This window comes from Janibacter sp. LM (assembly GCF_039631275.1).
Lineage (GTDB): Bacteria > Actinomycetota > Actinomycetes > Actinomycetales > Dermatophilaceae > Janibacter > Janibacter terrae.
Genome location: NZ_JBDIVG010000022.1, coordinates 53,457 through 79,404 on the forward strand (window position 1 = coordinate 53,457; position 25,948 = coordinate 79,404).

General features: G+C 72.9%; 25 protein-coding genes and 1 tRNA gene. 10 read left to right on the forward strand and 16 right to left on the reverse strand.

Translation table 11 applies throughout. The annotated features are described in order from the left end of the window. Nucleotides 1–78 precede the first annotated feature (78 nt). The 14 genes from ABC138_RS12880 to ABC138_RS12945 form a co-directional block, all read right to left on the reverse strand. A complete protein-coding gene (locus ABC138_RS12880) occupies nt 79–1,542 on the reverse strand; it encodes an RNB domain-containing ribonuclease (protein WP_345913932.1) in 1,464 nt (487 codons plus the stop codon). A 39-nt stretch (nt 1,543–1,581) separates the two neighbouring features. Then, nucleotides 1,582–2,328 (reverse strand): peroxide stress protein YaaA, encoded by a 747-nt coding sequence (locus tag ABC138_RS12885; RefSeq protein ID WP_068323226.1) that lies wholly within the window; start codon nt 2,326–2,328, stop codon nt 1,582–1,584. 5 nt (nt 2,329–2,333) lie between these two features. Then, nucleotides 2,334–3,551, reverse strand: a complete 1,218-nt coding sequence (locus ABC138_RS12890; protein ID WP_345913933.1) for an O-succinylhomoserine sulfhydrylase — start codon at nt 3,549–3,551, stop codon at nt 2,334–2,336. After that, complete coding sequence (locus ABC138_RS12895; RefSeq protein WP_068323225.1) at nt 3,548–3,958, reverse strand: rhodanese-like domain-containing protein; 411 nt, start codon at nt 3,956–3,958, stop codon at nt 3,548–3,550. Before ABC138_RS12895 ends, ABC138_RS12890 begins: the two co-directional genes overlap by 4 nt. A 60-nt stretch (nt 3,959–4,018) precedes the next feature. Next, entirely contained in the window at nt 4,019–4,597 is a 579-nt protein-coding gene (locus ABC138_RS12900; protein ID WP_170307534.1) for a hypothetical protein, read from the reverse strand. After that, nucleotides 4,563–5,684 (reverse strand): bifunctional RNase H/acid phosphatase, encoded by a 1,122-nt coding sequence (locus ABC138_RS12905; RefSeq protein ID WP_345913934.1) that lies wholly within the window; start codon nt 5,682–5,684, stop codon nt 4,563–4,565. The genes ABC138_RS12900 and ABC138_RS12905 overlap by 35 nt, the downstream gene beginning before the upstream one ends. After that, nucleotides 5,684–6,421, reverse strand: a complete 738-nt coding sequence (locus ABC138_RS12910; protein WP_345913935.1) for a C4-type zinc ribbon domain-containing protein — start codon at nt 6,419–6,421, stop codon at nt 5,684–5,686. The genes ABC138_RS12905 and ABC138_RS12910 overlap by 1 nt, the downstream gene beginning before the upstream one ends. Beyond that, on the reverse strand, nt 6,418–7,281 hold the full coding sequence (locus ABC138_RS12915; RefSeq protein ID WP_345913936.1) for a Nif3-like dinuclear metal center hexameric protein: 864 nt from the start codon (nt 7,279–7,281) through the stop codon (nt 6,418–6,420). Before ABC138_RS12915 ends, ABC138_RS12910 begins: the two co-directional genes overlap by 4 nt. Before the next feature lies 1 nt (nt 7,282). Continuing rightward, nucleotides 7,283–7,355, reverse strand: a tRNA-Val gene (locus tag ABC138_RS12920). 64 nt (nt 7,356–7,419) lie between these two features. After that, the gene (locus tag ABC138_RS12925; protein ID WP_345913937.1) at nt 7,420–8,394 is read right to left on the reverse strand and encodes a 2-oxoglutarate and iron-dependent oxygenase domain-containing protein; all 975 of its coding nucleotides are present in this window, start codon (nt 8,392–8,394) and stop codon (nt 7,420–7,422) included. 20 nt (nt 8,395–8,414) lie between these two features. Further along, nucleotides 8,415–8,897, reverse strand: coding sequence for a peroxiredoxin (locus tag ABC138_RS12930; protein WP_345913949.1), 483 nt, complete (start codon nt 8,895–8,897; stop codon nt 8,415–8,417). Then, entirely contained in the window at nt 8,894–9,262 is a 369-nt protein-coding gene (locus ABC138_RS12935; RefSeq protein WP_068323478.1) for a DUF3052 domain-containing protein, read from the reverse strand. Before ABC138_RS12935 ends, ABC138_RS12930 begins: the two co-directional genes overlap by 4 nt. A 95-nt stretch (nt 9,263–9,357) precedes the next feature. Then, complete coding sequence (locus ABC138_RS12940) at nt 9,358–10,818, reverse strand: PH domain-containing protein (protein WP_345913938.1); 1,461 nt, start codon at nt 10,816–10,818, stop codon at nt 9,358–9,360. Continuing rightward, the gene (locus ABC138_RS12945; protein ID WP_345913939.1) at nt 10,815–11,339 is read right to left on the reverse strand and encodes a PH domain-containing protein; all 525 of its coding nucleotides are present in this window, start codon (nt 11,337–11,339) and stop codon (nt 10,815–10,817) included. Before ABC138_RS12945 ends, ABC138_RS12940 begins: the two co-directional genes overlap by 4 nt. A 61-nt stretch (nt 11,340–11,400) precedes the next feature. Here ABC138_RS12945 and fdhD point away from each other — a divergent pair, with 61 nt between their 5' ends. The 3 genes from fdhD to ABC138_RS12960 all read left to right on the forward strand — a co-directional run bounded on the left by fdhD (nt 11,401) and on the right by ABC138_RS12960 (nt 15,819). Then, nucleotides 11,401–12,288 (forward strand): formate dehydrogenase accessory sulfurtransferase FdhD, encoded by an 888-nt coding sequence (gene fdhD, locus ABC138_RS12950; protein ID WP_345913940.1) that lies wholly within the window; start codon nt 11,401–11,403, stop codon nt 12,286–12,288. A 76-nt stretch (nt 12,289–12,364) separates the two neighbouring features. Further along, nucleotides 12,365–15,154, forward strand: a complete 2,790-nt coding sequence (gene aceE, locus ABC138_RS12955; protein ID WP_345913941.1) for a pyruvate dehydrogenase (acetyl-transferring), homodimeric type — start codon at nt 12,365–12,367, stop codon at nt 15,152–15,154. 104 nt (nt 15,155–15,258) lie between these two features. Then, nucleotides 15,259–15,819, forward strand: coding sequence for an MOSC domain-containing protein (locus ABC138_RS12960; RefSeq protein ID WP_345913942.1), 561 nt, complete (start codon nt 15,259–15,261; stop codon nt 15,817–15,819). 19 nt (nt 15,820–15,838) lie between these two features. Here ABC138_RS12960 and ABC138_RS12965 read toward each other — a convergent pair whose 3' ends face one another. Continuing rightward, nucleotides 15,839–16,549, reverse strand: a complete 711-nt coding sequence (locus ABC138_RS12965) for a DUF2470 domain-containing protein (protein ID WP_068323200.1) — start codon at nt 16,547–16,549, stop codon at nt 15,839–15,841. 64 nt (nt 16,550–16,613) lie between these two features. Further along, nucleotides 16,614–17,771: a glycerophosphodiester phosphodiesterase gene (locus ABC138_RS12970; RefSeq protein ID WP_345913943.1), complete on the reverse strand. Its 1,158-nt coding sequence runs from the start codon at nt 17,769–17,771 to the stop codon at nt 16,614–16,616. 115 nt (nt 17,772–17,886) lie between these two features. On the opposite strand from ABC138_RS12970, the gene argG reads away from it, so the two are divergent. The 7 genes from argG (at nt 17,887) to ABC138_RS13005 (ending at nt 25,905) form a co-directional block, all read left to right on the forward strand. Beyond that, complete coding sequence (gene argG, locus ABC138_RS12975; RefSeq protein WP_068423659.1) at nt 17,887–19,314, forward strand: argininosuccinate synthase; 1,428 nt, start codon at nt 17,887–17,889, stop codon at nt 19,312–19,314. Nucleotides 19,315–19,414: 100 nt separating this feature from the next. Then, a complete protein-coding gene (locus ABC138_RS12980; protein WP_068423575.1) occupies nt 19,415–20,593 on the forward strand; it encodes a helix-turn-helix domain-containing protein in 1,179 nt (392 codons plus the stop codon). Nucleotides 20,594–20,648: 55 nt separating this feature from the next. Further along, nucleotides 20,649–21,830 carry an acyltransferase domain-containing protein gene (locus tag ABC138_RS12985; protein WP_068323191.1) on the forward strand — a complete coding sequence of 394 codons (1,182 nt, stop codon included), beginning with the start codon at nt 20,649–20,651 and terminating at the stop codon, nt 21,828–21,830. Further along, on the forward strand, nt 21,827–22,825 hold the full coding sequence (locus ABC138_RS12990; RefSeq protein WP_068323189.1) for a beta-ketoacyl-ACP synthase III: 999 nt from the start codon (nt 21,827–21,829) through the stop codon (nt 22,823–22,825). Before ABC138_RS12985 ends, ABC138_RS12990 begins: the two co-directional genes overlap by 4 nt. Before the next feature lie 63 nt (nt 22,826–22,888). Then, entirely contained in the window at nt 22,889–23,140 is a 252-nt protein-coding gene (locus ABC138_RS12995; protein ID WP_068323185.1) for an acyl carrier protein, read from the forward strand. Between the two features lie 78 nt (nt 23,141–23,218). Beyond that, a complete protein-coding gene (gene fabF, locus ABC138_RS13000) occupies nt 23,219–24,469 on the forward strand; it encodes a beta-ketoacyl-ACP synthase II (RefSeq protein ID WP_345913944.1) in 1,251 nt (416 codons plus the stop codon). Beyond that, nucleotides 24,466–25,905, forward strand: a complete 1,440-nt coding sequence (locus ABC138_RS13005; RefSeq protein ID WP_345913946.1) for a carboxyl transferase domain-containing protein — start codon at nt 24,466–24,468, stop codon at nt 25,903–25,905. Before fabF ends, ABC138_RS13005 begins: the two co-directional genes overlap by 4 nt. Nucleotides 25,906–25,948: the final 43 nt, after the last annotated feature.

The following is a 25,948-nucleotide window of genomic DNA, read 5'->3' on the forward strand; positions in this document are numbered from 1 at the left end:
GCTCAGTGTGTCGACACACCTGTTGGGGACTACTCCCTTTCGCTGCCGGTGAGTCTAGACCATGGCGAAGAGGGTCCCTCACGCCACCTCGAAGTCCACCGTCCCGGTGGCCAGGTCGACCTGCGTCAGGCGCACGGTGACCTCGGCGCCGAGCCCGGCCGCCCCCTTCGCGCGGGCGAGGACGGGTGGGTCGAGCAGCTGGACGTCGAGCGCGCCGGCGTCGTCCCTGCCCTCGGGCACGTCGACGACGACCGCGACGAAGTCCTGCCCGACGCGGTCGGCGAGGGTCGCGGCCTCGACCGCGTCGGTCGTCGCGCGCTCGACCCCGCCGGCCCGACGGTCCGAGGCCTCCATGAGCTCGGGCAGCTGCGGCAGCGCCTCCCGCACCCACGAGGGGACCTCTCCTTCGGCGCTGAGGGCCGCGCACAGCGCAAGGCCGAACCGGTCGACGAGCCGACGCAGCGGCGCGGTGACGTGGGCGTACGGGGCGCCGATCGCGGCCTGCTCGACGAGCTCGGGCAGCTCGCCGTCGAAGGCGGTGTAGCCCGCCCCGCGGAAGAGGACGGTCGACTCGTGGATGAGCGCGAGGTGCCTGGGATCGCGGCCGTCGAGGGAGCGCAGGAAGGCCCCGTGGTCGGTCCCCTCCGGCCAGTCGACGCCGAGCGCCCTCGCGACCCGGCGCAGCTGGTTGATCGCACGCTCCTGCGGCGGGGGCATCGTGCGCAGGATGCCGACCCCGGCCGCCAGCATCATGTCCGCGGCGACCATGCCGGTGAGCAGGGAGATCTGCGCGTTCCAGTCCTCCGCGGGCACGAGCGGGCGCAGGTGCAGCCGGAAGCCGCCCTCGACCTCCTCGACCTGCTGGTCCGGCATGGGCAGGGAGGCACCGCCACGCTCCTGCTCGAGCGCGATGCGCTTCTCCCCGATCTCCTTGAGCAGGACGAGCCGCTCGTCGTCGGTGCCGGCGTCGATGCTCTCCTGCACGGCCGTGTACTCGAGCCGGTCGACGCTGCGCACGAGCGCGGGGCGGACCTCGGCGGCCGTGTGCTCACCGCGGGCGTCGAGCCGGATGTCCCACACGTACGCCGGCCGGGTCTCCCCGGGCAGCAGGCTGGCGGCCCCCTCGCTGAGGACGGGTGGGTGCAGCGGGGTGCGCTGGTCGGGGGCGTAGATGGTCTGCCCACGGCGGCGGGCCTCGGCGTCGATGGCTCCCCCGGGCTCGACGAAGGACTCCAGGTGCGCGATGGCGTACCGCACCCGGTACCCGTCTCCGTCGCGCTCGAGGTGCATCGCCTGGTCGAGGTCCATGGACCCGGGTGGGTCGATGGTGAGGAAGGGGACGTCGCTCTCGTCGCGCTCCGGCGTGGACAGCGGCGTCGCCGCGACCCGCTCGGCCTCGGCCACGACCTCGGCCGGGAACTCCCCCGGTACCTCGAGCTCGGCGCGGATCGCGTCGAAGCGCCCGCTGAGACCCGCGGCGGCGACGACGTCGCCCGACTCGGGGTTGGTCGGGCGGAGGGTGACGGGGTGCTTCGCGGCCATGCTCGCCACCCTAGATGGCGAACCCGCCGACGGCCCGGGTCACCGAGCCGTCGTGTCGAGCACCCAGGGTCGTCCGGGTCCGGCGGGTTCGTGCAGCTCCACGTCGAAGGCCGGTGCCAGCGCCGCGGCCAGCGCCCGGGGCGTGCGCGGCTCGCGGTCGACCCCGAGCAGGTGCCGGGCGACGAGACCTCGGGTGTGCTTGGCCATGTGGGTCGCGCCGGGCACCCGGATCTGCACCCACCGCTCGGCGGTCGCGCCGCTCGGTACCCACGCCGCGACGTAGGTGCTGGAGCGGCAGTCGACGACGAGCCCGGTGCCCGCCGCGGCGGTCAGCTCGGCGGCGAGGGCCTCGCGCCAGTGCCCCGCGAGCGGGCCGATCCCGGGCAGGTTGACCGCCATCGACAGCCGGTACGGCGGGATGCGGTCGTCGGGGTGGACCGCGCCGAAGAGCGCCGAGACGACCACCAACCACCGGTTGGCCCGGCGCCGCTGGCCGGGGGTCAGGTCGCCGAGGTCGAGCGCGTCGTAGAGCACGCCGGTGTAGACCTCCGCCGCCGGCGGCGCCGGGGCAGTGGTGAGGGCCGTGTTGCGCGCCACCTCCTCGACGAGGTTGGGGCTGACCCCGAGGACCTCGTGGGCGTCCTCCCTGGCGCTCACCGCGGCCACGGCGTCGAGCACCTGTCGACGATGCCCCGCGAGGTCCGGGTAGGAGAGCGAAGGGAGGTCCAGCGCCTTGCCGCGGGAACGGCCGGCCTTGGACTCCGACGGGGGCAGCAGCACGAGCACGGTCGTCAGCCCAGGGCGCGACGCAGGTCGGCGACGAGGTCGTCGGCGGACTCGAGGCCGATGGAGATGCGCAGGGTCGCGTCGGTGATGCCGATCGCCGCTCGCGCCTCCTCGCCCATCCGGCGGTGCGTCGTCGTCGCCGGGTGGGTGATGAGCGACTTCGAGTCCCCGAGGTTGTTGGAGATGTCGACGGTGCGCAGGGCGTTCATCACCGCGAAGGCCTCCGCCTTGGCCCCGACGACGTCGAAGGTCACGACGGTGCCGCCACCGCTCATCTGCTGCTGGGCGAGCTCGTGCTGCGGGTGCCCGGGCAGCCACGGGTGGACCACGCGCCGGATCCGGGGGTGCTCCTGCAGGGCACGCGCCACGGTGAGCGAGGACTCGGCCATGCGCCGCACGCGCAGGTCCATCGTCTCCAGCCCCTTGAGGAGCACCCAGGCGTTGAAGGGCGACAGCGACGGCCCGGTGTGCCGGATGAGGTTCTTGACCGGCCCGTCGATGTAGTCCTGCGGCCCGAGGATCGCGCCCCCGAGCACCCGTCCCTGGCCGTCGATGTGCTTGGTCGCGGAGTACACGACGATGTCGGCGCCGTGCTCGAGGGGTCGGGAGAAGACCGGGGTGCCGAAGACGTTGTCGACGACGACCTGGGCGCCGGCGGCGTGCGCCAGCTCGCTGACCGCGGCGATGTCGACGAGCTCCTGCATCGGGTTGCTCGGCGTCTCGAAGAAGACCGCGGTCGTCGGCTCGGAGAGCGCCTCGCGCCACTGGTCGAGGTCGGGGCCGTCGACGAGGACGGTCTCGACACCCCAGCGCGGGAGGATCTCGTCGACGATGACGAAGCAGCTGCCGAAGAGCCCGCGCGAGGAGACCAGGCGGTCCCCCTTCCCCAGCAGCGCCGCCAGGGCGGTGAAGACCGCGGACATGCCGGAGGCGGTCGCGTACGCGGCCTCGGCGCCCTCGAGCAGCCGCAGCCGCTCCTCGAGCATCGCGACGGTCGGGTTGCCGTAGCGCGAGTAGACGAACTTCTCGACCTCGTCGGTGAAGGCCGCCTCGGCCTCCTCGGCGCTGCCGTAGACGAAGCCGGAGGTCAGGAAGAGCGCCTCGGAGGTCTCGTCGAAGGTCGTGCGGGCCTGCCCGCCGCGCACGGCGAGGGTCTGCGGGGACAACCCCTCCGGGTCGAGGTAGGGCCGCGGGTTGCCCGGGCCGAAGGGGGCCGCGCTCACCCCTGCCTCCACGGCAGACCGGCCTGCTTCCAGCCGTTGACCGCGCGGTGGCCGCGCGCGTCCAGCTCACCCTCGAAGCCCTCGCGCACGTTGATCGCCTCGGCGTAGCCGGCAGCGGCGGCGGCGACCTGGGCGGCCGCCGAACGGGCACCCGAGCGGCAGAGGAAGAGGACCGGCGCCTCGGTCGGCACGCTCGCCCGGAGCTCGTCGAGGAAGGCGTGGTTGGGCGCGCCCTCGGGGAAGGTCGTCCACTCGATGGGGATGACCTGCTTGCCGAGAGCGGTGAGGTCGGGGAGTCCGACGAAGGACCACTCGGCGCGGGTGCGCACGTCGACGAGGACCGCGTGCGGGTCGCTGCCGAGTCGCTCCCACGCCTGCTGGGGGGTGAGGTCTGCGGGCGGGGTCATGACGGACAGGTTAGGTTCCGGGACCACCGTCGACGCACACGGGGTCAGGACCCGAGACGCTCAGTGGCCGAGGTCGATGCCGCGGCTGACGAGCCACGACGTCGCCAGGAACCGCAGGAGGCACCCGGCCGTCGTGACGACGAGGAAGAGCACGATGTTGAGCCGCTTGATGCCGGCCGCGACGGTGACCACGGCGAGCGGCGGGAAGCCGATGCCCGAGCTGGCGAGCAGGACGAGCGGGCCCAGCCGCGGACGGTCGAGGACGTCGATCATCGCCTTGCTCCACCGGGTGAGGCGCGCGCGGACCGGGCCGGGAGGCGTGCGCTCCACCTGTGCCTCCCGGGCCTCCTTCTCCTCCCGACGACGGGTGTACGCCTCCGCTCCCTTCGCCGCCGCCACGAAGTGGGTCATCTTGCCCGCGACGAGCCCGATCGTCATGACGGTGACGTGCAGCAGCCACGAGTCGGGGAAGATCACCGGCGCGGCGAGGGCGTAGATCTCCGCGTTGAGCGGTGGGAAGAAGGCGGACAGCAGGCCGAAGAGCGCTGCACCGATGAGGCCGGACGCGGTCAGCCAGGTGGGCAGGTCAGTGATGTCCCGCTCCTCACGTGCGGTTGGTGAAGGCCACGACGGCCTCACCACCGGGCCAGGCCTCGACGGCCGTCAGCGAGCCCGGGCTGCCGGCGATGCGCCAGAGCCGCTCGTGCGGCAGGCCGAGGACGTGGGCGAGGACGACGAGGATGGGTTTGCGGTGCGAGGCGATGACGACGGTGCCGCCTCCGGCGACGACCGCCTCCCAGGCCGCGAGGACGCGTTCGGCCATCTCGGTGTGCGACTCCCCGCCCGGTCGGGCGTAGCCGGGGTCCTCGCGCAGCGCGCGGAAGTCCTCGCGGTGGGCGGCGAGGAGGTCGGTGACGGCCTGCCCGTCCCAGTCGCCGAAGGACTGCTCGTCCCAGGCCGGGTCCGCCTGCGCGGTCACGCCGAGACGGTCGGCGATGACGCCACCGGTCTGCCGCGCCCGGGCCAGGTCGGAGGTGATGACGCGGACGTCGGCGTCACCGACCAGCTCCGCGACGAGCTCGCCCGCCCGCACCGCCTGCGCCCGGCCGGCGTCGGTGAGGCCCGGGTCGAGGCCGCCGCGGCCGTCGATGCGCGACTGCTCGGTGAGCTCGGTGACGCCGTGGCGCACGAGGACGACCCGGGTCGCCTCACCGCGTCCGGCGCGCGGGCGCACCGGCTCCTGCTCCCCGTCGCGGGACGGGGAGAGGTCGTCACCGGCCTGCTCGCTGCCGTGGTGGTCCTCGACGTGCTCGCCGTCCATGCCGCGGTTGGACAGGGCGTCGGCATCGGCGTTGTCGGCCCGCGGGACCCAGGTGAACTCGACCGACCCACCGGCCTGCGTGATCTGCCGGACGAGCTCACGCCCCTGCAGCGCCAGCTCGCGCATGTCGGGGTGCTTGATCTTCCACCGGCCCGACATCTGCTCGACGACGAGCTTGGAGTCCATCGCCACGACGACGTCCGCGTCGGGGCAGATCCGGTGCGCCGCAGCGAGTCCCGCGAGCATCCCGCGGTACTCGGCGACGTTGTTGCTGGCCGTGCCCAAGGGCGCCGCCAGCTCCATGAGCACGGTGCCGCCCTCGTCCCGCACGAGTGCGCCGTAGCCGGCGACACCGGGGTTGCCCCGGGACCCGCCGTCGGCCTCGACGCGGAGGGCGCGCCCCATCAGTCGTCGGAGTGCGTGCGCACGAGGATGCGGCCGCACTCCTCGCAGCGGACGACCTCGTTGGACGCCGCCTTCTCGATCGCGGCCCGGTCGACCGGGTTGAGCTCGAGCCGGCACCCGCCGCAGCGGCCCTGCTGGAACTCGGCAGCGCCCAGGCCGCCGGAGGAGGCACGGATCCGGTCGTACAGGGCGAGCAGCGGGTCGTCGATGCTGCCGGTCAGCTCCGCGCGGGGCGCGGACACGCTGGCGCGCTCGGCGTCGAGCTCGGCCACCGCGGCGTCGCGCTCGGCGGTCAGCCGGTCGACCTCGGCCTGGGCCTCCTCGCGGGCGCTCGTCAGCTCGGCGAGACGGGCCTCGGCGCCCTCCTGGCGCTCCATGACCTCGATCTCGACGTCCTCCAGCTCGGCCTGGCGCCGGGCGAGGGACTCGAGCTCGTGCTGCATCGCCGTGAGGTCCTTGGGCGTGCCCTGGCCGGCGTCGAGCCGAGCCTGGTTGCGGGCGGTGCGGTCGCGCACCTGCTGCACGTCGGACTCGGCGCGGTCGACCTCGCGGCGGATGTCGGACAGGCCCGTCTCGACGCGCACGACGTCGTCCGAGACGGTCTGCAGCCGGGCGCTGGCCTCCTTGAGGGCGGCGATCTGGGGCACGCGGCCCCGGGCGTGGTCGATCTGCTGCAGGCGCGTGTCGAGCGCCTGCAGCTTCAGCAGCCGGGCCTGGACGAAGGGGTCTGCCTTCACTGCGGGTCTCCTTGGTCGGGTCGTGCGCCGACGGTGAAGCTCCACGGGTCGGTGCAGATGGTGCTCACGTGGGTCTCCAACCCAACCACGTCGGCCCCGGCGGCCGCGAGCGACTCCCCGAGCCGGGTGAGCATCTCCCCCAGCCACAGCGCCTCGGTGGCCCAGTGGCCGGCGTCGACGAGGAAGGGGGTACCGCCCCGCGCCGTGCCGTCCTCCCGGGCCTCGAGGGCCGGGTGGTGTCGCAGGTCGGAGGTCACGTAGACGTCGGCCCCGGCGGCCGCCGCGGCGTCGATGAGCCCGTCGCCGGCACCGCCGAGCAGGGCCACGCGGCGGACCCGTCCGTCGGCCGGCCCGGAGACACGGAGCCCCGCCGGTGCGGGCGGGAGCCCCGACGCCAGCGACCGGGCGAACTGCGCGAGGGAGACCTCGGCGGGCAGGTCGCCGACCCGTCCCATGGCCCGCCCCTCCTCGAACGTGAGCGGCTCGGAGTCGGTCAGGCCGCACGCCGCCGCGAGGGCGGTGTTGACGCCGGGCTCGGCGACGTCGGCGTTGGTGTGGGCCACGTAGAGCGCGACGTCGCCGACCACGAGGGAGGTGACGGCCGCTCCCTTCGCGCTCGTGGTGGCGACCGAGTGCACGCCGCGCAGCAGCAGGGGGTGGTGCGTGACGAGCAGGTCGGCCCCGGCCTCGCGGGCCTCCTCGATGACCTCGAGGGTGGGGTCGACGGCGGCGTGGATCCGCCGGACGGGCTGCTCGGGGTCACCGGTGACGAGGCCGACCCTGTCCCACGACTGGGCGGTGTCGACCGGGTACATCTCCTCGAGCGCCGTGAGGACGTGCCGCAACCGGATGGTCTCCATGTGGGCCCGGCCGGGCTCGAACCGACGACACCCGCGGTGTAAACGCGGTGCTCTACCACCTGAGCTACAGGCCCCCGGCGCCTCACTGCGCCGGCCGTCATTGTGTCAGGCCGACGCCGCCCTCGAGGACGTCGTGCGTCAGACCCGCCGGGCGTCCTCGATGAGGTTGATCTCGTAGAGGACGAGGTCGAGGGCGTCGGCGGCGCTGACCGGCGAGAACAGCTGCGGCGTCTGGTCCGTCACGGTCGACACGAGCGGGCTGAGCACGGTCCACGGCGTGGGGTGGGTGAACTGGACCACCGAGTACCGGTCCCCCTCCTGGCCGGGGGAGGCGACGACGCGATGGATGCCCGGCTCGATGACGCCGTTGGTGACGACCTCGAGCATGAGCCCGGTGTTGATGATCGCCCCGCCCTCGGGGGCGATGGCATCGATCCACTCGCCGCTGTCCTTCAGGCGCACCTGCAGCCCGGCCGCGGTCGCGCGGGGCAGCGCGGTGATGAGGTTGATGTCGGCGTGCTCGGCGGCCCAGACGTGCGGCGCGTCCGGGGCGGAGTCCATCGCGGGGTAGTGGATCGCGCGGGAGAGGGTGGGCCCGTCGACGAGCATCTTCTCGAAGTAATCCGGGTGCGCGCCGACGCCGGTGGCGATGATCCGCAGGACGCGGCGCTGCAGGTCGGCCACCGACCGGTGGAAGGCCGTGAGCGTCTCGGTGATGCCCGGGACGGCCGACTCCGGGAGCACGGGGTCGTGGTAGCGGTGCGGGTAGCGCGTGCGCAGCGGGTGCCCGGCCGGGATCGAGGGACCCCAGTTGAGCATCTCCTTCCAGTCCGCGACGTCGGCGGTGGCCGCGGTCTCGACGAGCAGGCCCGTGTAGCCGGTCTGGCCGTGCGTGCCGGGGGCGACGAACTGCTCCTTGACCTCGCGCTCGGCGGAGAAGAACTCCTCGAGCATGCCGTAGGCGGAGTCGATGAGGTCCTCGGACAGGTCGTGCCTGACGTAGACGAAGCCGGTCTCCAACGACGTCATCAGGCCGTCCACGACGGCCCGGGCGCGCTCACCGTCCCCGGACTCGAAGGCCAGCAGGTCCACCTCGAGGATGTCGTCGCTCATGGTGGCGGACGATACCTGCCTCAGGCCGGGGGACCGCCCTCGACCAGCGCCGCGAGCGCCTCGTGGTAGCCGCTGAGGTCCCGGGCCTGCCCGGTGGGGTTGACGAGGGACCAGGCGATGCGCCCGTCGGGGCCGACGAGGAAGGTCCCGCGCAGTGCCATCCCCCGTTCCTCGTCGAGGACGCCGTAGCTGTCCGCCACCGCTCCGTGCGGCCAGAAGTCGGACAGCAGCGGGAAGAAGTAGCCCTCCCGGTCGGCCCAGGCCCGCAGGCTGAACATCGGGTCGCACGAGATCGCCCAGGTCGTCACCCGGTCGGACTCGAAGCGGCCGAGGTCGTCGCGGATCTCGCCGAGCTCGCCGGTGCAGATGCCCGAGAACGCGAAGGGGTAGAAGACGAGCAGGACGGCCCGCTCGCCGAGGTGCTCGGAGAGGGTGACGTCGCGGCCGTTCTGGTCGCGCAGGGTGAAGTCGGGCGCGTGGGCGCCGACGGCGAGGGCGCTCAGCGTGCACCCTTGCGTGCCGCGAGGCGGGTCGCGACCCACTCCTCGGAGCACATGACGGACCCGGAGGTGTGCAGCCCCGCGGTCTTGGCGGCCTCGTCGACCTCGCTCGGGTCGACCTCGTCCTGCTGGCCGGGTCGCGGCGTCACGAGGACGATCGAGGACCCCTCCGCGAGCGTGCCGAGGGTGTCTACGAGCGCGTCGGTGAGGTCACCGTCCCCGTCGCGCCACCACAGGATCACCGCGTCGACGACACCGGTGTAGTCCTCGTCCTCGAGCTCTTCGCCGATGACGTCCTGCACGGCCGAGCGCAGCTCGTCGTCCACGTCGTCGTCCCAGCCGTACTCCTGGACGACCTGCCCGGTCATGAAGCCCAGCTTCTCGACGGCGGTCGTGGCGAGCTCACCTCCTGAGGTCGACTCCCCGGTCTCCACGCTGGTCCTCTCTGCTGTTCGCTGATCATTCATCGGTCACAGTCCATCGTGTCCGGCGCGGGATCGCAACCACCGGTCCCCTCGTCGTCGTGGCGCGCACCCCGCGCACGCTCCGCCGTGAGCGCCCTCAGGCCCTCCGCCCGTGCCCGGTCCAGTCCCGCGACGCTCGGTCTGACCGGCCCCACCGTGCTCACCACGTCGACCCTGGCGAGGTCCAGCCGGCGAGCGATCGGACCCTGCGCGACGGTCAGGGACTGGACCCGACCCCAAGGCGCGATCGCGAGCCGGCGCTCCAGCCACCCGGACCGGGTGACCAGGGCACGGCGGCCGACGAGGTACCCGATCCGCCGGTGCGCGAAGGGGAAGAGCCACCGGGCGCGCGCCGGCTGGCCGACGAAGCCCGCGGGCGTGCCGTCCAGGAGCGCGGCCACCTCCGCCGTCGTGCCGCGGTCGCGCGTGACGACCTCGAGGAGGGCGAGCACCTCGGGCGTCGTCGCGACCGGCACGAGGACGGTGTCGGCGGCCGACTCGCTCGCCGAGCCGATCCGGGCCCCGGCGACGTTGACCTCGAGGGACCACCACCCCGCCCTCCGCCAGAAGAGCGACTGCTTGATGGCGACGGCCTGGACGCGCTGCAGCGGCACCGTCGAGGTGCGGGTGTCGGTGAGCCCCCGCTGGCTGCTCAGGGTGTCGCCGCTGCGCGTGACGGTGAGGCCGTACCAGCGCGCGAGCCGGCCCAGGGAGCGCAGCCCGCCGACGATGACGAAGGGGATGAAGCCGGTGACGACCGGCGCGAGGTCGAGCAGCGTGAGCACCAGTCCCACGACGGCCGCGACGACCACGAGGACGGCGTCGCCGCTCAGGACGATCGAGGCGAGCAGCCGGGAGACGGGCATCGCGAGGACGAGCTCGCCGACGGCCCGCTGGGCCGGCGGGACGCTGCCCGGCTCGCTCGCCGCGGCCGCGGTGACGGCCCGGGCGACGGCCGGCGCGCTGGCAGCGTCGGCGAGCCCGAGCAGCCGCTCGCGCACCTGCTCGGCGTCCCGCAGCGACAGGTAGGCGATCGAGACGTGCGAGTCCCCGCCGCCCGCCGACTCGACGCGCACCTCCGACAACCCCGTGAGGCGGGCGAGCAGCGGCCGCACGAGGTCGACGGCCTGGATGCGGTCGTAGCGCACCTGCCGGTGCTGGCGGAAGACCGCGCCGGTGTGCATCTCCAGGCTCTCCTCGCCGAGGCGGTACCGCGTGAACCACCACGAGACGAGGCCGAGGGCGACGGCGCCGAGCACGACGACGGCCACGCCCGCCAGCTGCAGCAGGCCGAAGCCGATGCTCCCCGCGTCCCCGGGGGCGTCGGTGAGCAGCCCCGCGGCCCGGTCCACCTGCTGGGAGACGACGTAGCCGAGGACCGCGAGCACGACGAGTCCGCCTCGCACGTACGGCGAGAGCGGGTGCACCCGGACGAAGCCGTCCGCGTCGGGGTCGCTCACAGCCCGGCCCGTTGCGCCTCGCCGCGGGCGGCGAGGCGTACGCGCAGCTCCTCGGCGACCTCGACGGGCAGCCCGGGGATGTCGCCGCTGCTCTGCGGCGAGGCCGTGTTGACGGTGAGGTCGGCGATCCCCTTCGCCCGCTTGAAGGGCCCGGAGACGATGTCGACGTATTGGATCCGCCCGTACGGGATCGTCACCATGTGCCGCCAGAAGCGTCCCTTGCGGATCGCCAGCTCCTCGGGCAGCTCGGCCCAGCTGACGGCGGTGACCTGCCGCGGGATGAGCCACATGAGCCACAGCCACAGCAGCACGAGGACGACGGCGGGGATCGCGAACCACCGCGTGAGCAGCACCGCGCAGACGACCAGGGCGATGACGAAGGGGGCGATCACCACGGTCGTCGAGACGCGGCGCACGTGGGTGAGCGCCGAGGAGACCGGGCGCCAGCGGGCCCCGTGGTCACCGGTCAGCGGGAGCACGGTCGGTCCGGGCGAAGGGGGCAGGGTCGCGGGGTCGTCCACCGCTCCATCTCACCAGACCCGCTCCGTAGGGTGGGAGGTGGCAACCGAAGGAGGCAGGCCGATGGGACGCATGACGCAGCGGCTGCGCGTGGAGCGGCTGGGCGACCGCCCGGCACGACGGATCGAGTCCGTCGCCGTCGAGGAACCGCTGGAGATCCGCGTCGCGGCGCTGCCGGACCGGGGCGTGCCGGCCGGGGGCAACCCCCTTCGCCCCGAGTCGACGACCGTGACGACGACGATGCGGCTGCCGGGTGACGACTTCGACCTCGCGCTGGGCCACCTCGTCGCCGAGGGCCTGATCGCCGACGGTGACGCGGTCGCGACGATGATGCACTGCACGGACACCGGGCCGGACGGGTCACCGACGTTCAACGTCGTCGAGGTGACGCTCGCCGCGGGCGTCTCCCTGCGGCGACCGATCACCGAGCGCACCGAGATCGCGACGAGCGCGTGCGGCGTCTGCGGGTCGACCTCCGTCGACGACCTGCTGGCCGCGCTCCCCCACAGCCCGTCCACCGACGAGACCCGCGTCGAGCTCGACGCGATCCACGCCGGGATGGACGCGATGCGCACTCGGCAGAAGGTCTTCGAGGCCACCGGCGGCGTCCACGCGGCCGCCCTGCTGGCACCCGACGGCGAGCTGCTCGTCGTCCGCGAGGACATCGGCCGGCACAACGCGGTGGACAAGGTCATCGGGTGGGCGGCGCGCGAAGGGGGTCTCCCCCTGCGTGGGCACACCCTCCTCGTCTCCTCCCGGGCGGGCTTCGAGATCGCGCAGAAGGCGGCCGTCGCCGGCGTCCCCGTGCTCGCCTGCGTCTCGGCCGCGACGACGCTCGCGATCGAGGTCGCGGAGCGGTCCGGGCTGACCCTCCTCGGCTTCGTCCGGGGGGACCGCGCGACCGCCTACGCCCACGCGCGGCGCATCTCGCAGATCGACCCCGGTTTGTGAGCCGCCACACCGCGCGAGAGGATGGCTGTGTCCGCCGTCACCTCGGGCGGATCGGTCTTGTGAAAGGACGACACCCGTGCCCGGCTCAGATCATCTCAGCGACGGCCCCATCCTCAACGGCATCCCCACCCACCTGCCGGACATCGACGCCGAGGAGACGGCCGAGTGGCTGGCCTCCATCGACAGCCTCATCGACGAGTCGGGACGTGATCGTGCCCGCTACGTGATGCTGCGCCTGCTCGAGCGCGCGCGGATGAAGAACGTCGGCGTGCCGTCGCTGACGACGACGGACTACGTCAACACGATCTCCCCCGTCGACGAGCCCTGGTACCCGGGCGACGAGGAGGTCGAGCGGCGCTACCGCGCGTGGATCCGCTGGAACGCCGCCGTCCAGGTGCACCGCGCCCAGCGTCCCGGCGTGGGCGTCGGCGGGCACATCTCCTCCTACGCGTCCGCCGCGACGCTCTACGAGGTCGGCTTCAACCACTTCTGGCGTGGCAAGGACCACCCCGGCGGTGGCGACCAGATCTTCTTCCAGGGCCACGCCTCCCCCGGCATGTACGCCCGCGCCTTCCTCGAGGGTCGGCTCACCGAGCAGGAGATGGACGGGTTCCGGCAGGAGGCCGCTCACCTCGCCGGCGGCACCGACCTCGGCCTCCCGTCGTACCCGCACCCGCGCCTGATGTCCGACTTCTGGGAGTTCCCCACGGTCTCCATGGGCATCGGCCCGATGAACGCGATCTACCAGGCGCAGTTCAACAAGTACCTGCACAACCGCGGCATCAAGGACACCTCGCAGCAGCGCGTGTGGGCCTTCCTCGGCGACGGCGAGATGGACGAGCCGGAGAGCCGCGGCCTGCTCCAGACGGCGGCCTTCGAGGAGCTCGACAACCTCACCTTCGTCGTCAACTGCAACCTGCAGCGCCTGGACGGCCCGGTCCGTGGCAACGGCAAGATCATCCAGGAGCTCGAGGCCTACTTCCGTGGCGCCGGCTGGAACGTCATCAAGGTCGTGTGGGGCCGCGGCTGGGACCCGCTGCTCGCCGCCGACCGCGACGGCGCCCTGGTCAACCTCATGAACCAGACGCCCGACGGCGACTACCAGACCTTCCGGGCCAACGACGGCGCCTACGTGCGCGAGCACTTCTTCAACCGCGACCCGCGCACCCGCAAGCTCGTCGAGGACTGGAGCGACGCCGACGTCTGGTGGAAGCTCAAGCGCGGCGGTCACGACTACAACAAGGTCTACGCGGCCTACCGGGCGGCCATGGAGCACACCGGCCAGCCGACGGTCATCCTCGCCAAGACGATCAAGGGCTACGGCCTCGGCACCCACTTCGCGGGTCGCAACGCGACCCACCAGATGAAGAAGCTGACGCTCGAGGACCTCAAGGGTCTGCGGGACGGGCTGAAGATCCCGATCACCGACGAGCAGCTCGAGGCCGACCCGTACCTGCCGCCGTACTACCACCCCGGCGAGCAGGACGAGGCGATCGCCTACATGCGCGAGCGACGCGACAAGCTCGGCGGCGGGCTGCCCTCGCGCCGCGTCGAGTACAAGACCCCGCAGCTGCCCGGCGACGACAAGTACGCGCAGATGGCCAAGGGCTCGGGCAAGCAGGAGATCGCCACGACGATGGCGTGGGTCCGCCTGCTGAAGGACCTCATGCGGGAGAAGGGGTTCGGCGATCGGATCGTGCCGATCATCCCGGACGAGGCACGCACCTTCGGCATGGACTCCTTCTTCCCGACGAAGAAGATCTACAACCCCCACGGCCAGAACTACACCTCGGTCGACGCCGACCTCATGCTCGCCTACCGCGAGTCGGAGCAAGGGCAGATCGTCCACACCGGCATCAACGAGGCCGGCTCGGTCGCGGCCTTCACCGCGGCGGCGACGAGCTACGCGACGCACGGCGAGCCGATGATCCCCGTCTACATCTTCTACTCGATGTTCGGCTTCCAGCGCACCGGTGACGGGATCTGGGCGGCCGCCGACCAGATGTCGCGCGGCTTCATGCTGGGCGCCACGGCCGGTCGCACGACGCTCACCGGCGAGGGTCTGCAGCACGCCGACGGCCACTCCCCGCTGCTCGCGGCGACCAACCCGGCCGTCGTGGCGTGGGACCCGGCCTACGGCTTCGAGATCGCGCACATCATGCGCAAGGGCCTGGAGACGATGTACGGCGGCGACGCCCCGCAGTCCGACCCGAGCCGCAACGCGATCTACTACCTGACCCTGTACAACGAGCCGATCGTCCAGCCGGCCGAGCCCGAGGGCCTGGACGTGGACGCGCTGCTCAAGGGCCTGTACCGCTACGCCGCCGGCGACGCCTCCGGCCTGGGCGACACCCCGCCGCGCTGCCAGCTCCTCGCTAGCGGCGTCGGCATGGCATGGGCCCTCGAGGCCCAGCAGCTGCTGCGCGACGACTGGGGCGTCGTCGCCGACGTCTGGTCGGTGACGAGCTGGAGCGAGCTGCGGCGGGAGGCGATGGCCTGCGACGAGGAGCGCTTCCTCTACCCGGAGCGCGAGCGCCGCACGCCGTACATCACGCAGGCGCTCGACGGCGCGGTCGGCCCGGTCGTCGCGGTCTCGGACTACATGAAGCAGGTCCAGGACCAGATCCGCCCCTGGGTGCCCGAGGAGTTCTCGGCGCTCGGGACCGACGGCTTCGGGTTCTCCGACACCCGCGCCGCCGCTCGCCGGTACTTCCACGTCGACGGTCCGTCGATGGCGGTGCGCGCCCTGCAGATGCTCGCCGACCGCGGCTGGGTCGCGGAGGACGTCCCGAAGAAGGCGGCCGACAAGTACCGCCTCCTCGACGTCACCGCCGGCACCTCCGGCAACGCCGGAGGCGACGCCTGACGCCACAGCGCCATCCGCACGGTCCCTGAGGAGGCGCGCCAGCGCCGTCCGCACGGTCCCTGAGGAGGCGCGCCAGCGCCGTCTCGAAGGGGGTGCCCACACCCGTGACAGGATCACGGGTGTGGGCACCCCCCTTCGTCGTCGCGGTGAGCCGGGACGAGCTGCACCGGTTCAGCAAGGCCCCGTGCGAGGAGATCGAGCTCGTGGCCGGCCTCCGGGTCCGGGGGGACGCCCACGCCGGCACCCTCGTGCAGCACCGCTCGCGCGTGCGGCGGGAACCCAACCAGCCCAACCTGCGCCAGGTGCACCTCATCCAGGCCGCGCTCCTCGACGAGGCGGGCGCGGCGGGTCACGACCTCGGTCCGGGCTCGCTCGGCGAGAACGTCCTGACCGGCGACGTCGACCTGCTCGCACTGCCCGAGGGCACCCGGCTGCGGATGGGTGAGGCGGTCGTGCGGGTCACCGGGCTGCGCAACCCGTGCCGCCAGATCGAGGAGCACTCCCCCGGCCTGCTCCGGCTCGTCGTGCGCCGTGGCGACAGCGTCGGTATCGAACGTCGCGCCGGCGTCATGGGGGTCGTCGAGGTGAGCGGGACGGTGCGCGCCGGCGACACGATCGGCGTCGACCTCCCGCCCGGGCCGCACACGCCGCTCGCCCCGGTCTGACGGCGGTCGCCGGCGTCCGTCAGCCGAGCGTGCCCACGGAGATGAGCACGCGCAGCGCCTGGATCGCCTCGCACCCGCACCGCACGGCCCGCGGGAAGGGCACCCGGATGTCCCGGCGGCTCACCCCCACGTGCTCACGCAGGACGATGCCGTCGGCGTCGGCGTGGACCGGTCGGACGACGGCGACCGGCTGGACCGCGTCGACGACGAGCTCGCGCAGGGAGTCCCGGTGCGCGGAGTCGAGGTGGACGAGCCACCCGTCCGCCCATCCTGCGAGCGGGTCGGGTTCCGCGGCCGCGTAGTCCCCCGGGTCGACGTCCACCGCGGGCCGGGCGGTCCTGCCGCTCTCGACGGACCACTCGAGGGTGACCTCGGTCGGCTCGAGCCGGGCCACGAGGGATCGCTCCGCCAGACCGAGGTGGGCGCGCAGCCCCACGTCGACGGGATCGGCCAGCACCTCGGCCCGGCCGGACAGGGTCACCCGGCCGCGGACCCGCCCGGCGTGCGCGACGCCCGAGACGTCGGTCGCCACGGCGTGCACGACCGGACCGGACGTGCCGGGCCGGACCAGGTGGGTGCACTCGGGTGCGGCCTCCCCGAGGGAGAACAGGAGGGCGCCCCCCTCGTCCACGGCATGCGCGGCCAGCGGGGCTCTGTGCCCCATGATCCCGACCTCGACGTGGCTCGCGGATGCGACGACCGTGCGGGCCAGACCCGGTGGATGGTTCACGTGCTCCTCCTCGACGGTTGAGTCGAGGTAAGCCTAGCCTTACCTAGTCGTCGGCGGGGCCGAGTCAGCTGCCGGCGAGGAAGTCCGTGCGGGCCTCGACGCAGATGTCGGGCTGGTCGCAGAAGACCCCGTCGACACCGATCTCGTAGAACCTGGTGACCTCGTCGGCCATCCGGCCGTGGGCCGCCGGGTCCGCGCCGCTGCGGTAGTCGGTCGGGAGGAAGGTGTTCTCCGCGCGGAAGGTCCAGGGGGTGACCTTGAGCCCGGCGGCGTGGGCGTCGCGGACGAACGAGGTCGGCTCGCCGAGGGTGCCGTCGGCGTTGCGGGCGATGACCGCGTTCTTCTCCGGGCCGAAGCCGTCGATCCACAGCGAGAGGTCCTCCATCGACGCGGCGGTGGTCAGCTCGGCGTAGGTCGTGCCCTCCTCGCGCAGGTCGTACGGACCGCCCTTGACCGTGGTGAGGAAGGTGCTCCTGCCCCTGTACCCGTGGGCGACGCGCAGGACCTTGAGCGCGGTGAGCTCGAAGGACTGCACCCAGATCGGGGCCTTGGGGTGGTTGAGGTGGTACTTCTTCGCCAGGCGCACGACCTCTGCCTCGGGGTCGAAGCCCTCCGCGTGCAGGTAGGTCGAGTGCTTGATCTCCGGGATGATCCCGACGACGCGTCCGGTCGAGCGGGAGAGCTCCTCACGCTGGGCGAGGACCTCCTCGAAGGTCGGCACCTCGAACCGCCCGTCGTAGGAGGCAGACCCGGGCCGCATGGCGCCGAGGCGCTCCTTGGCGCGCAGCGTCTTCAGCTCGGCGAGGGTGAAGTCGTCGACGAACCAGCCGGTGACCTGGGTGCCGTCGAGGTTCTTCGTCGTCCGGCGGTCGGCGAACTCGGGGTGCTCGGCGACGTCGGTCGTGCCACCGATCTCCGGCTCGTGCCGGTCGACGAGGACGCCGTCCTTGGTCATGACGAGGTCGGGCTCGATGTAGTCCGCGCCCTGCCGCACGGCGAGGTCGTAGGCGGCGAGGGTGTGCTCGGGACGGTAGCCGGAGGCACCGCGGTGGGCGAACACCAGCGGGTCCGCCATGCCCTTCTCGCGGTACCCCGGGTTGTCGGAGGCGCTCGTGGCCCCGGGGGCCTTCGCGGGAGCGAGGGTCGGCGCGGCGGACGCGGCGGTGGGGACGAGGAGTGCGGCGGCGCAGGCGACGCCGGTGGCGAGTCGAAGTGGGCTCATGGGCGCGACGCTAGGGACGCTCGTCGTGCCTGCGGCGACCTCGCCGTGTCTGCGACGTGACCAGTCGGTGAAGCCCGGTGGTCGCCCCTGCCGCGCACGTCCTAGGGTGGGGGCCGTGTCCAAGGTACTGAACTCCCTCCCTGTTGGTGAACGTGTCGGCATCGCCTTTTCCGGCGGGCTCGACACCTCCGTGGCCGTCGCGTGGATGCGCGAGAAGGGGGCGGTGCCCTGCACGTACACCGCCGACCTCGGTCAGTACGACGAGGACGACATCGAGTCGATCCCGGGTCGCGCCGGCCAGTACGGCTCGGAGCTCTCCCGGCTCGTCGACTGCAAGACCCCGCTCGTGGAGGAGGGCCTGGCCGCCCTCGCCTGCGGCGCCTTCCACATCCGCTCGGGTGGTCGCACGTACTTCAACACCACGCCGCTCGGCCGCGCCGTCACCGGCACCCTGCTCGTGCGGGCGATGAAGGAGGACGGCGTCTCGATCTGGGGCGACGGCTCGACCTTCAAGGGCAACGACATCGAGCGCTTCTACCGCTACGGCCTCATGGCCAACCCGGGTCTGCGCATCTACAAGCCGTGGCTCGACGCCGACTTCGTCACCGAGCTCGGCGGGCGCCAGGAGATGTCCGAGTGGCTCACCGAGCGCGGGCTCCCCTACCGGGACAGCGCGGAGAAGGCCTACTCGACCGACGCCAACATCTGGGGCGCCACCCACGAGGCCAAGACCCTCGAGCACCTCGACCAGTCGCTCGAGATCGTCGACCCGATCATGGGCGTGCGGTTCTGGGACCCCGAGGTCGCCATCGAGACCGAGGACGTCACCGTGCGCTTCGAGCGCGGGCGTCCGGTCGCCATCAACGGTGACGACTTCGGCGGCGACGCCGTGGCGCTCGTCATGGCCGCCAACGACATCGGTGGCCGCCACGGCCTGGGCATGTCGGACCAGATCGAGAACCGCATCATCGAGGCCAAGTCGCGCGGCATCTACGAGGGTCCGGCCATGGCCCTGCTGCACCTCACCTACGAGCGCCTGCTCAACGCGATCCACAACGAGGACACCATCGCCAGCTACCACGCCGAGGGCCGCCGCCTCGGCAGGCTGCTCTACGAGGGCCGCTGGTTCGACCCGCAGTCACTCATGCTGCGCGAGTCGATCCAGCGCTGGGTCGCCTCGGTCGTCACGGGTGAGGTCACCGTGCGCCTGCGCCGCGGCGAGGACTGGACGATCGTCAACACGGTCGGCGAGCACTTCAGCTACCACCCGGACAAGCTGTCGATGGAGCGCACGGAGAACGCCGCCTTCGGCCCCGTCGACCGCATCGGGCAGCTGACGATGCGCAACCTCGACATCGCCGACAGCCGCGGCAAGCTCGAGGTCTACGCCGCACAGGACCAGCTCTCGGGCGGCTACCTCGAGATCATGGGTCAGCTCGAGGCCGGTGGGGCCGACCAGATCGCCTCCAACCCGGCCGCCCAGGACGTCGACGAGCTCGACGACGCCCTCGACCGGGCGGCCATGGAGTTCGGCACCGACTGACGGGCCGTCCCGCAGCCACGCGAACGCACTCGGGACCCTGCATTGCCCTAGGGCAATGCAGGGTCCCGTGCGTTGTGTGGTTCGCACATAGGATCGGGGCATGCCGCGCCGTGGACTCGTCTCGCTGACCACTCGCCGCCAGGTGCGGCGGTCCGGCGGCGAGCTCGCCACGGCGGCCACGCAGCGCCTGGAGGCCACGCACGAGTGGTACACGCGCCTGTCCGCCCAGGAGCGCTCGTGGGTGGCCCTGGTCGCCCAGGCGGGCATCTCCAACTTCATCGACTGGCTCGACGGGATCGAGCCGGCCGACACCCGCGCGACCTTCGGCGCCGCCCCCCGCGAGCTGACCCGCACCATCAACCTCGCGCAGACCCTCGAGCTGGCCCGCACGGTCGTCGACGTCGTCGAGGAGCAGGTCGAGTCCCTCGCCCGCCCCAAGGACGTCACCGACCTGCGCATCGCCGTGCTGCGGTACGCCCGCGAGATCGCCTTCGGTGCGGCCGAGGTGTACGCCCAGGCCGCCGAGCAGCGCGGCGCGTGGGACGCCCGGCTCGAGTCCCTCGTCATCGACGCCGTCATGCGGGGCGAGGTCGACGAGTCCATCCGGAGCCGCGCCGCTGCGCTCGGGTGGGGCGAGGTCGCCGATGTCGTTGTGCTGGTGGGCAACTCGCCGCACCCAGCGGGCGGGGAAGACCCCGCTGCGGCCATCATCGACGTCCACCGGGCCGGGAACCGGCTCGGCCTGCCGGTCTTGGCCGGGGTGCAGGGCAACCGGCTCGTCGCCGTCCTCGGCGGGGTCACCGAGCCGGCCGCGGCCGCCGCCGGCCTCGCCGGGTGCTTCGCGGACGGGGACCTCGTGCACGGGCCGCGCGTCGCCGATCTCGGCGAGGGTGCCCTGTCGGCCCACGCGGCGGTCGCCGGCCACCTCGCCGCGCCCGGCTGGCCCGCCCGACCGCGCCCGGTCGCCGCGGACGACCTGCTCGGCGAGCGGGCCGTCGCCGGGGACGACCTCGCGAGGGCAACCCTCGTCGAGAACGTCCAGGAACCGCTCGAGGAGCACCCCAGCCTGCTCGAGACCGCCCGCACCCACCTCGACTCGACCGGCCTCGAGGCGACGGCCCGCGCGCTCATCGTCCACGTCAACACCGTGCGGTACCGCCTGGGCCGGATCACCGAGCTCATCGGGTACGACCTGACCGACCCGCACGAGGCCTTCACCGTGCGCGTCGGTCTGACGATCGGAGCCATCTTGGAGGATGCCTCCAAGAGCGCGCGGTGATTCTCTGGAGGCGTCGACCTCGCAGGCTCCCCCCTTCGGCGGCGACTCTTGAGAGGTGCTCGCCATCACCTGTCCCGGCCAGGGCTCACAGACGCCCGGCTTCCTCGCCCCGTGGCTCGAGCTGCCCGGCGTCGCCGACCGCCTCCACTGGCTGTCGACCGTCGCCGGCATCGACCTCGCCACGCACGGCACGACCTCCGACGAGGAGACCATCAAGGACACCGCGGTCGCTCAGCCGCTGATCGTCGCGGCCGGCCTGCTCTCGCTGCTCGCGCTCTTCGAGCACCCCGCCGACGGGTTCCGCGTGGTCGGCGCGGGCGCCGGCCACAGCGTCGGCGAGATCACCGCCGCCTCCGCCGCCGGCGTCATCAGCGCCGAGCAGGCCATGGTCCTCGTGCGTGAGCGCGGTCGGTCCATGGCCCGCGCGGCCGAGGTCACCCCGACCGGCATGAGCGCCGTCCTCGGTGGGGACGAAGGGGAGGTCCTCGCCGCGATCGAGGCCCACGGCCTCACCCCCGCCAACGTCAACGGCGCCGGCCAGGTCGTCGCCGCCGGCACGCTCGAGCAGCTCGCCGCCTTCGCCGAGGCGCCTCCCGCCAAGGCCCGGGTCATCCCCCTCAAGGTCGCCGGGGCCTTCCACACCCAGCACATGGCCCCCGCGGTCGACGACCTCGCCCGCCTCTCCCGCGCGGTGTCCACCCACGACGCCCGCGTCCCGCTCGTGTCCAACGTCGACGGCAGCGTCGTCCACTCCGGCACCGAGGTGCTGCGCCGCATCGTCACCCAGGTGAGCAACCCGGTGCGCTGGGACCTGTGCATGGAGACGATGCGCGACCTCGGCGTCACGGGCATCATCGAGGTCCCGCCGGCGGGCGCGCTCACCGGCCTGGCCAAGCGCGGGCTCAAGGGCGTCGAGGTCCTCGCGCTCAAGTCCCCCGATGACCTCGAGGCGGCCCACCGCATGGTCCGCGAGCACGGCTCGGCCCGTGACGCGAGCCAGCCGACGTGGCGCCTGGTCACCGCGCCGGTCAAGGGCACCGTGGCGATCGGCGCCGAGGCGGCCGGCACCGCGGTCACCGCCGGTGACGTGGTCGCCCGCATCTCCTCCCTGCGCGACGAGCTCGAGGTCCGCGCCGGGCACCCCGGCACGGTCGTCGAGTGGCTCGTCGAGGACGGCGACCCGGTCTCCCCCGGCCAGCCCATCCTGCGCCTGCACCCCGAAGGGTCGATCGCATGAGCACCCTCGGCGTCCCGGACGTCCTCCACCACGCCCGCATCACCGGCATCGGCGGCTACCGCCCCGCGCAGGTCGTCCCCAACAGCGAGATCGTCGGCCCGATCGACTCCTCCGACGAGTGGATCCGGGAGCGCTCCGGCATCGCGTCGCGGCACAAGGCCGCGCCCGACGAGACCGTCGTCGACATGGCCGAGCACGCGTCGCGGGGTGCGCTCGAGTACGCCGGTCTGGACGCCGCCCAGCTCGACGCCGTCCTCGTCGCGACCGTCACCCACCCGTACCAGACCCCCGCCGCCGCGCCGGAGCTCGCCTCCCGGTTCGGCTCGCGCGCAGCGGCCTTCGACATCTCCGCGGCGTGCGCCGGCTACTGCCACGCGATCTCCGTCGCCAACGACATGGTCCGCGTCGGCACCGCCGAGCACGTCCTCGTCGTGGGGGTCGAGAAGCTGCTCGACTTCACCGACCCGCTGGACCGCGGCTCGGCGTTCATCTTCGGCGACGGCGCCGGCGCCGCGATCGTCTCGCGCAGCGACGTCCCGGGCATCTCCCCGACCGTCTGGGGCAGCGACGGCGAGCAGAAGCACCTCATCGCCCAGCGCGACTCGTGGAACGAGGTCCGCACCGACCGCGACCTGCGCTGGCCCGCGATCGTCATGGAGGGCCCGAGCGTCTTTCGCTGGGCCGTGTGGTCGATGGCCAAGGAGGCGCAGCGCGCCCTCGACGTCGCCGGCGTGCGCGCCGACGAGCTCGCCGCCTTCATCCCCCACCAGGCCAACGTGCGGATCATCGACCAGATGGTCAAGACGCTCGGCCTGCCGGCCGACCTCCCGGTCGCCCGCGACATCGTCACCACGGCCAACACCTCCGCGGCCTCGGTGCCCCTCGCGATGGAGCGCATGCTCCGCGAGGGCGAGGTCGAGCCCGGCGGGCTGGCCCTGCAGATCGGCTTCGGCGCCGGCCTCGTGTGGGCCGCGCAGGTCGTGACGCTCCCCTGAAGTTCAACCCGTCGGTCCGACGGGCTCTCGGACCACCCCACCGATGCACAAGGAGAACGACCCATGGCTTACAGCGACCAGGAGATCCTCGCCGGCCTCGCCGAGATCGTCTCGGAGGAGACGGGTGTCGACGCGTCCGAGGTGACCGCCGACAAGACCTTCACCGACGACCTCGACGTCGACTCGCTGTCGATGATGACGATCGCCGTCACCGCCGAGGAGAAGTTCGGGGCCAAGATCCCCGACGAAGAGGTCAAGAACCTCAAGACCGTCGGTGACGCCGTCAACTTCATCCAGGCCAACCAGGCCGCCTGAGACCGGTGAGCATCCCCCCTTCGCCCTGAGCGAAGGGGGGAACCACCCTCTCTCCCACCCCACCCGACAGGAGCCCCCATGACCTCTCCCCGGCCCACCGTCGTCGTCACCGGACTCGGCGCAACGACCCCGCTCGGCGGTACCGCCGAGGAGACCTGGCAGGCGGCCCTCGCCGGCCGCCCCGGCGCCGCCCCCCTCGAGGCCGACTGGGTGCAGGAGTTCGAGCTGCCGGTGACCTTCGCCGCCCAGCTCGCCGTGCCCGCCGCCGAGGTGCTCAAGAAGGTCGAGACCAAGCGTCTGGACCCCTTCGCCCAGTACGCGCTCGTCGCCGCCCGCGAGGCGTGGGAGAACGCCGGCTCGCCCGAGGTCGAGCCGGAGCGCCTGGCCAGCTCCGTCGGCACCGGCATCGGCGGCGTGCAGACGCTGCTCACCGCGTGGGAGACCCTGCGCACCAAGGGCCCTCGTCGGGTCTACCCGCTGTCGATCCCGATGCTCATGCCCAACAGCGCGGCCGGCACGGTCTCGCTCGAGTTCGGCGCACGGGCCGGGGCGCACACGCTCGTCTCCGCCTGCTCCTCCGGCGCGGAGTCGATCGGCTACGGCGCCCACCTGATCCGCGAGGGGCTCGCCGACGTCGTCATCGCCGGTGGCTCCGAGGCCTCGATCCACCCGCTGCCCATCTCCGGCTTCGCCGCGATGCAGGCGCTGTCGACCCGCAACGACGCCCCCCAGTCCGCCTCGCGCCCCTACGACACCGACCGCGACGGCTTCGTCCTCGGTGAGGGCGCGGCGATCCTCGTGCTCGAGTCCGAGGAGCACGCGAAGGCACGCGGGGCCAACATCATCTGCGAGCTCGCCGGCTTCGGCGTGAGCGCCGACTCGCACCACATCGCCGCCCCCGAGCCGGAGGGGGCGGGCGCCTCCCGCGCCATGGCCGACGCGGTCCGCGACGCGGGCGCCACGCCCGCCGACGTGTGCCACATCAACGCCCACGCGACGTCCACCCCGGTGGGCGACGTGGCCGAGGTCGCCGCGATCCGACGCGCCTTCGGCAAGGACGCCGACCACATGGCCATCAGCGGGACCAAGTCCATGACGGGGCACCTCCTCGGCGCCGCCGGCGCCCTCGAGGCCGTCTTCGCGATCCAGGCGGTCCGCGACCGGGTGGCTCCCCCGACGATCAACATCGACAACCTCGATCCCGCCGTCGACCTCGACATCATCCGGGACACGCCGCGCCAGCTCGGTGACGGAGAGCTGCTCGTCCTGGACAACTCCTTCGGGTTCGGTGGCCACAACGTCGCCCTCGCCTTGAGGACCGTCCGGTGACCCGCCAGCCCAACGCGGCGTCCGCGGCCGTCGGCAAGCGCCCGAAGGTCCCCCGCGAGGAGGACCCCCGCAACCCCAACCACCGGCTCGCGGCCTTCCTCGACGACGGCTCGCTCGAGCTGATCACCCCGGACGACGACTCGGGGATGCTCGCGGCGACGGGCACCGTCGCCGGTCAGCCGGTCGTCGTCTTCGTCTCCGACGCGACGATCATGGGCGGCGCCATGGGCGTCGCCGGCTGCAAGGTCGTCGTGGCCGCGTACGAGCGGGCCCTGGCCGACGGCGTCCCCGTCGTCGGCCTGTGGCACTCGGGCGGCGCCCGCCTGCCCGAGGGCGTCGTCTCGCTGCACGCGGTCGGCGAGGTCTTCGCGATCATGACCCGGGCCTCCGGCAGGATCCCGCAGATCTCCGTCGTCATCGGCGCGGCCGCCGGGGGTGCCGCCTACGGTCCCGCGCTCACCGACATCGTCATCCTCGCCCCGGAGGGGCGGATCTTCGTCACCGGGCCCGACGTCGTCCGTTCGGTCACGGGTGAGGACGTCGACGCCCTTCGCCTGGGTGGTCCCGAGCCGCACGGTCGCCGCTCCGGCGTCGTCCACGTGCTGGCCGAGTCCATCGACGACGCCTTCGCCCGGGCCGGCACGCTCTGCCGGCTCCTCGGCGACCAGGGCGAGTTCGACCTCGGCGCCGTCAACGACGTCGACCTGGCCGAGCAGCTGCCCGAGTCCGCCAAGCGGGCGTACGACGTGCACCCGCTCGTCGAGCAGCTCCTCGACGACGGCCCGCTGCAGGAGCTGCACGGCCGGTGGGCGCCCAACATCGTCACCACCCTCGGGCGCATGGGCGGCCGCACGGTCGGCGTCGTCGCCAACAACCCGATGCGCCTCGGCGGCTGCCTGGACTCCTCGTCCGCGGAGAAGGCAGCACGCTTCGTGCGCATGTGCGACGCCTTCGGCGTGCCGCTCGTCGTCCTCGTGGACGTCCCCGGGTACCTGCCCGGCGTCGGCCAGGAGTGGGACGGCGTCGTGCGAAGGGGGGCCAAGCTCCTCCACGCCTTCGCCGAGGCGGTCGTGCCCCGGGTGACGGTCGTGACCCGCAAGACGTACGGCGGCGCGTACATCGCGATGAACTCGCGCTCGCTCGGCGCGACCAAGGTCTTCGCCTGGCCCGACGCGCACGTCGCGGTCATGGGCTCGGTCGCCGCGATCCGGATCCTGCACCGCCGCCGGCTCGCGGAGGTCGAGGAGTCCGAGCTCGCCGAGGTCGAGCAGCAGCTGGCCGACGAGCACGACCGCCTCTCGGGCGGCCTGGCGCGGGCCGTCGAGATCGGCGTCGTCGACGAGATCGTCGAGCCGACGCGCACCCGCTCTGCGGTGGCCGCTGCCCTGGCGGCGGCCCCGGCACGACGTGGGGAGCACGGCAACATCCCGCTCTGACCCCAGTGGATCGACGCGGCGCCGGGGGGGGGGGGGGTTTGGA